General features: G+C 66.5%; 5 protein-coding genes. 3 read left to right on the forward strand and 2 right to left on the reverse strand.

Going from position 1 to position 9,840, the window contains the following annotated elements:
* Nucleotides 1-316 precede the first annotated feature (316 nt).
* Nucleotides 317-1,057: an alpha/beta hydrolase gene (locus ACIRRA_RS44915; RefSeq protein ID WP_402781929.1), complete on the reverse strand. Its 741-nt coding sequence runs from the start codon at nucleotides 1,055-1,057 to the stop codon at nucleotides 317-319.
* Between the two features lie 261 nt (nucleotides 1,058-1,318).
* Here ACIRRA_RS44915 and ACIRRA_RS44920 point away from each other — a divergent pair, with 261 nt between their 5' ends.
* The 3 genes from ACIRRA_RS44920 to ACIRRA_RS44930 all read left to right on the forward strand — a co-directional run bounded on the left by ACIRRA_RS44920 (nucleotide 1,319) and on the right by ACIRRA_RS44930 (nucleotide 4,013).
* Nucleotides 1,319-2,524: a recombinase family protein gene (locus ACIRRA_RS44920; RefSeq protein WP_402781932.1), complete on the forward strand. Its 1,206-nt coding sequence runs from the start codon at nucleotides 1,319-1,321 to the stop codon at nucleotides 2,522-2,524.
* Nucleotides 2,525-2,618: 94 nt separating this feature from the next.
* Complete coding sequence (locus tag ACIRRA_RS44925; RefSeq protein ID WP_402781935.1) at nucleotides 2,619-3,449, forward strand: endonuclease/exonuclease/phosphatase family protein; 831 nt, start codon at nucleotides 2,619-2,621, stop codon at nucleotides 3,447-3,449.
* A gap of 294 nt (nucleotides 3,450-3,743) precedes the next feature.
* Complete coding sequence (locus ACIRRA_RS44930) at nucleotides 3,744-4,013, forward strand: hypothetical protein (RefSeq protein ID WP_402781938.1); 270 nt, start codon at nucleotides 3,744-3,746, stop codon at nucleotides 4,011-4,013.
* Here ACIRRA_RS44930 and ACIRRA_RS44935 read toward each other — a convergent pair.
* Nucleotides 4,006-9,831 carry an amino acid adenylation domain-containing protein gene (locus ACIRRA_RS44935; RefSeq protein ID WP_402781941.1) on the reverse strand — a complete coding sequence of 1,942 codons (5,826 nt, stop codon included), beginning with the start codon at nucleotides 9,829-9,831 and terminating at the stop codon, nucleotides 4,006-4,008. The genes ACIRRA_RS44930 and ACIRRA_RS44935 overlap by 8 nt on opposite strands.
* Between the last annotated feature and the right edge of the window lie 9 nt (nucleotides 9,832-9,840).

Here is a 9,840-nt window from a genome sequence, read left to right on the forward strand (position 1 = left end):
CCACGACGAAGGCAGACTCTAATCAGCTACACCCCACCGACCTGGGCATCCAGGCAACGAACCCGGACATCTCCGATCTTAGGGACTCTAATACCGAGTGGTCTCATTCACTGGGGACGGGCCAGTTCGGCATGCCCAAATGATCTTGGGTCTGTTGATCTGTGAGGTGCCCCGCGCTGGCCGCTTAAGACCGCGCGACCAGCGGCATGACAGTGCGTCGACGACGGCCACCGCTATCGAGGAGGGCCGGGACCTGCCTCGATAGCGGCATCCTGGCCCAGGCTCTATTGTCTGCTGCCGGCCTGACGGCCCGGCCTCACTTCAGATGCCGGGCGAAGAACCGGTTTCCCTCTTCCCCCGCGTGTTGCGGCACGCCGGTGTGCCCGCCCATATTGGCGTGCAGCGTCTTCTCCTTGGAGCCGAAGGCGTCGAACAGGTCCAGGGCCATCTGCCGGTCGTTTCCTTCGTCGTCCCACTGCAGCAGGACATGCAGCGGAATGGTGACCTGCCGGGCCTCGGCGAAGATGGCGCGGGGCACGTAACTTCCCGCGAACAGGGCGGCGGCCGTGATGCGCGGCTCGACCACCGCCAGCCGGGTGCCGATGGAGATCACCCCGCCCGAGTAGCCGACCGGGCCGCCGATCTCGGGCAGCGCGAGAAGGGCGTCCAGGGCGGTCTGACATTCCGGGACCGCCTGGTCGACCAATGGGAGGATGAGCCGGTCGACGATGTCGTCGGTGACCGGATCACCGGCGGCCAGCGCCGCGCGCAGGTCGGCGCGGGCCTGATCGAAGGCAGCGGAACGGGGCCGCTCACCGTCACCGGGGAGCTCGATGGTGGCCGCGGCGAAGCCCTCCGCCACGGCGTGCCGGGCCCTGGCCAGCAATCGCGGATACATCTTCTGCAGTCCGAGACCGCCGGGCTGGCCGAGCAGGATCAGTGGCACCGGTGTGGATGCGGATGCGGACGTCCACAGGACGCCGGGGATCTCGCCGAGGGTGAATGCGCGTTCGAGGATGCTGTCGTCGTCGAGGCGCTTTTCGGAAATGAATTGCACAGTCGTGCCTTTCGGGAGTGCTTGCGAACGGCGCTCCCGGGCGACCTACCGCCCGACCGTGACCCCGGAGGGGAGCACCCATGTCGATACTGCGTTCACGGATACCACCTCCTCGTTCTCTGGCACGGCCTCCGGAAAGATAGCAGCGGTCGCCGTCGTATGCCAACGGTTTTTTTTGCGGCGGCTTCATGGCTTGGACGCACGCAACTCGGCTGATCGAGTGCGTTCGCCGGGCGCACCTGCGCGCGGACCCGCTCGCCGATGGCGCCAGACTTCACCGACGGCCGACGTCAGGATCCAACCAGCGTAGCCACGGCGACGACACGCATTCTCACAAACGATCGGATACGAGAGTTCTGCGACAACCCCGGATCGACGGCCGAACCCGCAGGCCACCATTCGCAAAACACCTCTCGAAACCTCCACTTTGTGAGAGACACTTCTGAGAGACTTTTCTCCATGGAGTTGACCCCCGAGCAGGCCGCCACAGCGGTAGAACACCACCGCTGCCCGAACTGCGATGCACCCGCTGGCAGCGCCTGCCGGACCCGTAGCGGCAAGACCGCCGCGAAATACCACACGCCGCGCTTCGTCCTGGTGCCCGCACTGCGCGAGGAACTCGACGTCCCGGTGCCCGCCGATCGTCGCCCCGGCCGGACCTGGACCCCAGGCCCAACGCTCACCGTGGTCCCGACACCAACAACCCAACCGCCGGTGCGGATCGGCTACGCCAGGACATCGACCGCTCGCCAAGAACTGGCCAGCCAACTCGAAGCCCTCCGAAAAGCACAGTGCCACAAAATCTTTCACGAGCAGATCAGCACCCGGGTCAAGGTCCGGCCCGAACTGGAGAAAGCGCTCGCCCTGGCCCACCAGTTCAAAGAAGCCGCCCCCGACACACCGGTCGTGTTCACCGTCCACGAACTCAAACGCTTGGCCCGCAACGCCGCAGAACTGATGGCGCTGTCCGCGCAACTCCAAACCGGCGGCATCGCGCTCGAACTGCTCACCGGCCCGCTCACCGGCATCTACGACCCCAACGGCATGGGCGCAATGTTCTTCGCGGTCCTCGCCGTCGCCGGACAGATCGAACGCAACTACATCCGGGAAAAAACCCTCGAAGGCCAGGTGATCGCCGCATCCAAAGGCAACCACGGCGGCCGCCCCAAAGTCATCGACGACGACTCGCTCACCTTCGCCCTCGCACTGAAGAACAAAGGCCTCCCGGTCCCCGACATCGCGAAGAAACTCACCATCAAGACCGGGAAGAACGCGGGCGGGCACCCCTCCGTCGCCTCCCTCTACCGGGCGCTCGCAGAAGCCGAGAACACCACCACCGACGATGGTCTGCCACTCCGGCCCAAACCCGCTCGCATCCTCCGCCCCGGCGACCCGATGACACCCGAGGAAACCGACCTGCGCAACCGCATCCAGGCCCAGGTCCTCGGACAGCCAGAAGACCGGTAGCGAGCCGAACTCAACGCGGCACCCAGCCTGACCAGCGACTTACGCCATATCCGTTGGTTTTTCGGCGATTACTACCGGAACCCCAACCAACGGCATGACCGAAGCGGCGGCAGCGTCGATCGTCAGCCACCACGCTGATTTCGCCTCCTTCAACGAACTGTGCCATGACCAGTTCGATGACCTCATCACTCGGCTGCGCGCTGCCGGGTGGCCGCAGGACAATGCCAATTTCGCTCGTTGGGCTCCGGCTCTTCTGGCCGGTCAAGGTGCCTGCAACGGAGGGGAATTCGGGAACGCGATCTTCGGCCGCCAGCCAATGGGTGAAGCGGATCGCATCCCGCTGGGTGACGACGGTACGACCGAGCATCGCAATATGCTCTGCGACCACCTGCTGAGCGCCCCGCACATGCGCTTCTGCTCGACACACATCTCCTATCGCGAAGTCCCCGGCGGGCGTACGGATCAGCTCGCCGCGGCGCTGTCGAAGATGGAGCAGTACGACGCCGCCGGTGATACCGTCATCACCGCCGGGGACTTCAACGCCCAGCTCGACTGGGGTCGTATGGACGCGTACTACTCCTCCTCGGTGAACACTCCGGCCAACGGCCGGAACACCGGTCACTATCACGAACTCGACGACAACAATCCGGCCTGCCCCGGCGTCGGCATCGCGACCGATTACGGCGCGACCGGGGGCGCCGCGTGCGGCAACCCACCGAAGATCGACTTCATCTTCGTTCGGGAGGATCGCATCGCGCCGGGAACCACCTACTCGGCCGAGGTAATCGGTCCCGGTCCCTGTGAGACCAGCACGACTTCAGGAATCAGCTGCGGTGCCCGCTTGCCGGAAAGCCTCCCGAAGTGCGGGCAAGCCTACTGCTCCGACCATTCGATATTGATCGGCAGAGTCACCGTCCTCCAGTAGTGAACGAGGGGCCCAAAGCCGTATCCGAGAACCGATTTCACGTGCACCCGGCACTGTCAGCAACCTGACGACACCACGCAGAAGGGCGTTTCGGACCCACGAGGGGTTGGCCCGAAACGCCCTTCTTCGTGGTGTGGGCGCGCCAAAGGTGTGCCGACGACATCATCACCACTGCTGGGAACAGGCTTCTGCTCGACGGCGATCCAACTCTTCATCCGCGAGTGTTCCGGTGAACCCTTCCCATAGGGAACACTTCGGGGGTGCGGGCACCTCGTTCCGCGTCGGATACTGCCGTTGTTCCACTGCGAAGAGGACGTCGAGATCCAGACCGACCAGCTGCTCGCGCTCGGCGTGCCGCGCGAGCGGATCTTCATCGACAAAGGCTTCTCCGGAACCACCCGGAAAAACCGGACCGGGCCGGACAACGCCCTCACCGCGGTCACCTCCGCTGCCGCAGCCGTCACCGACTCGCACTCCGTCACCTGTCATGACCAGCATGGCAAGCAAGCGCCGAACATCGCGGCCGATCTGTCGGCCAAGTCCCGAGAACAAAGCATCAACTAATTCCTGAGACCTCGCACGACAGTCCGCGATCGCGGGACCCATCGGGGGTGATGATGTGGATGTCCTCGTCCGCTGTTTCGGTCGGGTTTGCGAAGGTTGTGAACCAGTGGGTTACCTCGCCGCCCTTCAGATCAGCGGCGATCTCACCGGTCGGGAGGACCGAGAGAGCACCAGCGGTGGTGGAGGCGAGGAATTCATCAATGGCGGGCAGGCCGGTAGCGGCGGTGGTGAAAGTGGCCGACGTGTAGTCGATATCGTTCACCGCACACAGGTCCGATGCACGGGCGAGAGCCTCGTCCTGGGTCAGCACGACCCAGCCACCGGCACCGTCGCGATACACGAAGGCCGGGTCGGATTCGGACAAGGGGCGGACTCGGTCGGTGTAGGAGACCCGGTGGGCGGGCCGGTCAGTGACGTCGGACTGGACCTGGGGATCGGCGAGCACGAGCCAGCTCACCGGGCCAGTGGTCGGCTCCTGGGTGATGGCGAAACCTGCCCCGGCATAGAGGATTTCACCAACAGAGAGACCGTCTGCGTAGAGCACCGCGGCGCCGGCCTTGTGGATGGCCCAGACCGCGACCACCGCGTCGACCGTGTGCGGGAGGGCGATGGCGACGACGTCGCCAGGGCCTGCACCGCGGTCGATGAGCAGGCGCGCTAGCTGCGAGCTGCGCCGGTCCAGCACGTGGTAGGCGATCTCCTGGCCATCAGACAGCAGGGCCGGGGCTTGTGGATCCTCCTCGACGACCTCAGCCAGCATCTTCTCCACCGTGGCAGTCCCGATCCGTGCCGACTCCGCAGCCGAATCCGCCTGGGGGGCAGAGCTTCCGATAAGGATTCGCGTTCGTTCGCCGGCACCGAGGATGTCGATGTCGCCGACCAGCCCGTCCGGGGCGCCCAGCAGCGCCTCCAGGATCCGGTTGAAGCGAGCGGCCAGGATCGCTACCTCGTCGGCCGTGAAACGGCTGACGAGGTAGCGCATCCCGACTTCGATGGTCTCGCCCGCCGTGATTACCAGCGACATCGGGTAGTGGGTGTTGTCGTTGATGCCCACACCGCTGACCGACATGCCGTCGATGGAGCTGGCCGCCGCGATGGCGTCCTTGTCGACCGGGTAGGACTCGAACGCCATCATGGTGTCGAATTCGGCTCCGGCACCGGCCAACTGCTGGATCTCGGTGAACCCGATGTGGTGGTGCTCGAGCAGGTCGGCCTGATCGCGCTGGACCCGCTGCAGCAGGCCCGCGATGGTCAACCGGTCATCGACGTGGATGCGTACCGGCACCGTGTTGATGAACAGACCCACCATGGATTCCACGCCCGGCAGGTCGCCGGGGCGGCCGGACACGGTCGCGCCGAACACCACGTCGCTGCGCCCGGTGAGGCGGCCGATCAGCACCGCCCAGGAGGTCTGGATCAGCGTGTTCAGCGTGACATTGAGTTCCCCGGCGCGCTTGGTGAGCGCGCGGGTGCGGTCGGCGTCGATAGCCAGTGTGTGGCGGCCGATCTCGTAGTTCTCGGCCCGGGTCGCGGCGGGCGCGAGCTGGGTGGGCTCGCTGACTCCGGCCAGGGCGTGCTGCCACGCCGCGAGCGATTCGTTGCGGTTCCGTCCGGCCAGCCAGGCCAGGTAGTTGCGGAACGACGCCACCCGCGGCAGCGCGGACAGGTCCCCGCGCACCGCGTACAGCACCAGCAGGTCCTGCATGAGCAGCGGCATGGACCAGCCGTCCACCAGGATGTGGTGGGTGGTGATGACCAGGTGCACCAGGTCGTCGCTGATCCGGAACACGTTGAACCGCATGAGCGGCGCGGCCGACAGATCGAAGTGATCGGCGCGATCGGCCTCGATCATCTCCCGCATGCGCGGATTGCGTTCGGCCTGCGGCAGATCCGTCAGATCCACGACCTTGAACGGTGCTGTGACACGATCGAGCACCACCTGGTGAGGTTGTCTGTCGGCGTCGGTGACGAACGCGGTCCGCAGGCTCGGGTACCGGTCCAGGATGGCCTGCGCGGCCACCCGCAAACGGTCTACATCGACTACACCGCTCAGGTCGAGCACGGTCTGAATGGTGTAGACGTCCACCGTGTTCTGGGTGAGCATGGCGTGGAACAGCAGACCCGACTGCAGCGGCGAGAGCGGCCACACATCCGACAGCGTTGGATAGGTCCGCTCCCACACGTCGATGTCGGACTGCTCCACCCGCACCAGCGGCAGGTCGGACGGCGTGAAACCGCCTGTCCCCGAGCGCGTGGCATGTGTGGCCAGCGCGCTCAGCGCCGCCACGAACAAATCCGCGAACTCCTGGACCCGTTCCCGCTCGAGCAGTCCACTCGGGTAGGAGATGGCTGCGCCCAGCTGCGGGCCGTCCTCGCCGTCGGTGACGATGGCGTTGATGTCGAGGGTGGCGTTGGCGGGCATGTCGGCGTCCATGTCGCCGTCGATTCGACCCAGGTCCTCGACGGGCACCCAGCCGAGTTCGGCCATACCCTCGGGCACCTCGCCCGCGGACATACGGCCCAGATAGTTGAAGCTGATCTGCCCGACATCGCGCAGCTGCGAGGAAGTTTCAGGGTTGAGGTGCCGCAGCAGACCCCAGCCCAGACCCTTGTCGGGCAGCGCCAACAACTGCTCCTTGACCGATTTCACGATGTCGCCCAAGGTCTTTCCGCCCGCGAACGCCTCGTCGAGGTCCGCAGCCCCGAGGTCCAGCAGCACGGGGAAGGCGGCGGTGAACCAGCCGACCGTGCGCGAAAGATCCGCGCCCGCAACGATTTCCTCTTCGCGACCGTGACCTTCGAGCTTGATCAGCGTCGAGCCGCCGGTGCTCTGTCCGCGCCAGCGCGCGACCGCCATGGCTAGTGCCGAGAGCAGACCGTCGTTCACACCGCCCCGATAGAGACTGGGAACTGCGGTGAGCACTGCCTCGGTGACCTCCGATGGGATGGAGATCTCGACGCGTTCGACGGTGGCGGAGGTGTCGACCGCCGGATCGAAGGCCCGCGATCCGAGCTGCGGATCGGGGGTCTCGGTGACCCGCTGCCAGAACGGCAGTTCCGCGACCCGCTGCGGCGAGCGCGCCTCCTCGACCAGGGCGTGCGCCCAGCGCCGCATGGAGGTGCCGGTCTCGGGCAGGGCCAGCGGCTGCTCGAACGCGAGCTGCGACCAGGCCAGACCCAGGTCCGGGATCAGGATGCGCCAGGAGACGCCGTCCACCACCATGTGGTGGGCGATGATCAGCAGCACGTCCCGACGCACGCGCGCTTCGTCGGAGCCCTCGGGTGCGAAGGCGAACCAGACGAACTGCACCATGGCAGCGTTCGCCGGATCCAAACGGCCCAGCGCGGCGTCGAATTCGATGCTGCCGACCCGGGTCAGCTCCGTGTCGGAGATGTCGGCGGCCAGCTCGACCCGATGCACCAGCGCGTCGACGTCGACGGCCCCGCGCGGCAGCGCCTCGAATTCGAAGCCCTCCGAAGCGTTTCCGCGTAGACGCGAGCGCAGCACATCGTGGTGGTCGAACAGCGCGGAGATCGCATCGACCAGCGTCACGCGGCGGATGCCGTCCGGCAGCCGCAGCGGCATGCTCTGCGAGAACCGTTCGTAGGAAGACCCGCTCGACAGGATCGCATGCATGATCGGCGTCAGCGGAATGTCGCCGATCCCGCCGCCCGGCAGCTCCGCCAGCGTCACCAGTTCGTCGTAGCCGCCGAGACGGGCCACCTCAGCGAGTCCGGCGACGGTCCGGCGTTCGAACACCTCGCGTGGTCTGAACAGGACCCCGCGCGCCTTGGCGCGCGAGACCAGCTGGATCGACAGGATCGAGTCGCCGCCGAGCGCGAAGAACGAATCATCCGCGCCGACCTGGGCCACCCCGAGCACGTCGGCGAACACCTCGGCCAGCAGCGCTTCGAGCTCGCCGACCGGTTCACGGTATTCGCGGTGGACCAGTACGGGTTCGGGAAGCGCGCGCCGGTCCAGCTTGCCGACGGGGGTCAACGGGATCTGGTCCAGCACCGTGATCGCCGTGGGCACCATGTACTCGGGTAGTCGTGCACTCAGGAACTCGGTGAGTTCGGCGAGATCGATGCTGTGTCCGAGGGTCGGCAGCACGTAGGACGCGAGGATGGTCGACCCGCTGTCGGTCTTGTGTCCGATAGTGACCGCGAAGTCCACGGTGTCGTGTGCGACCAGGGCGGCGTCGATTTCACCGAGTTCGATCCGGAAGCCGCGGATCTTTACCTGGAAGTCGTTGCGGCCCACGTACTCGATGACCGGGTTGCCCTGACCATCGAGGCGCCAGCGCACCACGTCGCCGGTGCGGTACAGGCGCGCGCCGGGCTGGTAAGGGTTGGCCACGAAACGCTCGGCGGTCAAACCCGGACGATCGTGATAGCCCCGGGCCAGTTGGATGCTGTCCAGATACAGCTCGCCGACGACGCCATCCGGTACCGGCTGTAACCGGTGATCGAGCACCAGCGCTCGCACACCACGGATGGGTCCACCAATGACCAGCGGATCACCAGCCGCGAGCGCGTGGCTCATGGTGGTGACGATGGTGGTCTCGGTGGGGCCGTACACATTGTGGAACGAGCGAGTATCGCCGTCCGCCAGAGGAATCGCCCAACGCGAGACCATATCGCTCGGCATGGCCTCACCACCCGCGGCCAGCACCTTCAGGCTGTCGAGTCCGGTCGGATCCATCGTCGCGACGGCCGCCGTGGTGATGAAGGCGTGCGTGACCTGCTCGGTGCGGATCACCTCGGCCAGTTCGTCACCGCCGAAGATGCCGGGCCGGACCACCACCATGGTGGCTGCCGGGCCGATCGCGAGCAGCAGCTCCATGATCGCGGCGTCGAAACTCGGCGACGCGAAATGCAGGGTGCGTGAAGCCGAGTCGAGCTGGTAACGGTCCAGCTGAGCCTGGCTGTAGTTGGCCAGACCGGCATGGGTGACCACCACGCCCTTGGGCACACCGGTGGAACCGGAGGTATAGGTGATGTAGGCCGGATGCTCAGGCCGCAGCGGTCCCGACCGATCGGCATCGGTGACGAGCTCGGCTGTGTAGGACGCGATCTCGGCCTGCACCAGGGGATCGTCGAGCGAGATCCACCCGACCACCCCGCCGACCGGGGGCAGGCTCTCCAACTCGGTGGCCAGTGTCAGGCCCAGAGCCACCCCGGAGTCGGCGATCATGTGCGCGACACGCTCGGCCGGGTAGGACGGATCGACGGGCACGAACACCGCACCCGACTTGGCGACGGCCCAGATGGCCAGCACCGACTCGAACGAGCGCCGGATCGCCACCGCGACACGGGTTTCCGGCCCGGCCCCGCGCCCGATGAGCAACCGCGCCAGCCGCGAGGACGCCGCGTCCAGCTCGGCATACCCGAGCGACTGTCCATCGAACACGACGGCTTCGCCGATCGGGTTCCGCGCGACGGCCTCGGCGAGCAGATCCGGAAGGATGCGGGGCGCGATGGTCTCACCGCCGGTGCGAGACAATATGTCGGCGCGCTCGGCGTCGGCCAGGATCTCGAGGTCGCCCACGGCGCGACGCGGTGCGCTGACGATCTCGCCGAGCAGTCGCAGGAACCGGTCCGCGAAGCCCTCGACCGTCTCCTGGTCGAACAGGTCACGGGCGTAACCGAATTCGGCGTACATGCCCGCGTCCCCGTCGGCCGGAGCCTCGGTCAAGGTGAGCTGCAGGTCGAACTTGGCGACCTCGTTGTCGAAGTCGACCGCCGCGGCCCGCAGCGCGGGCAGTTCGAAGGAGCTGTCGGGCAGGTTCTCGAACGACAGCGCCACCTGGAACAGCGGGTGCCG

It is taken from the genome of Nocardia sp. NPDC101769 (assembly GCF_044766925.1).
Classification (GTDB): Bacteria; Actinomycetota; Actinomycetes; order Mycobacteriales; family Mycobacteriaceae; genus Nocardia.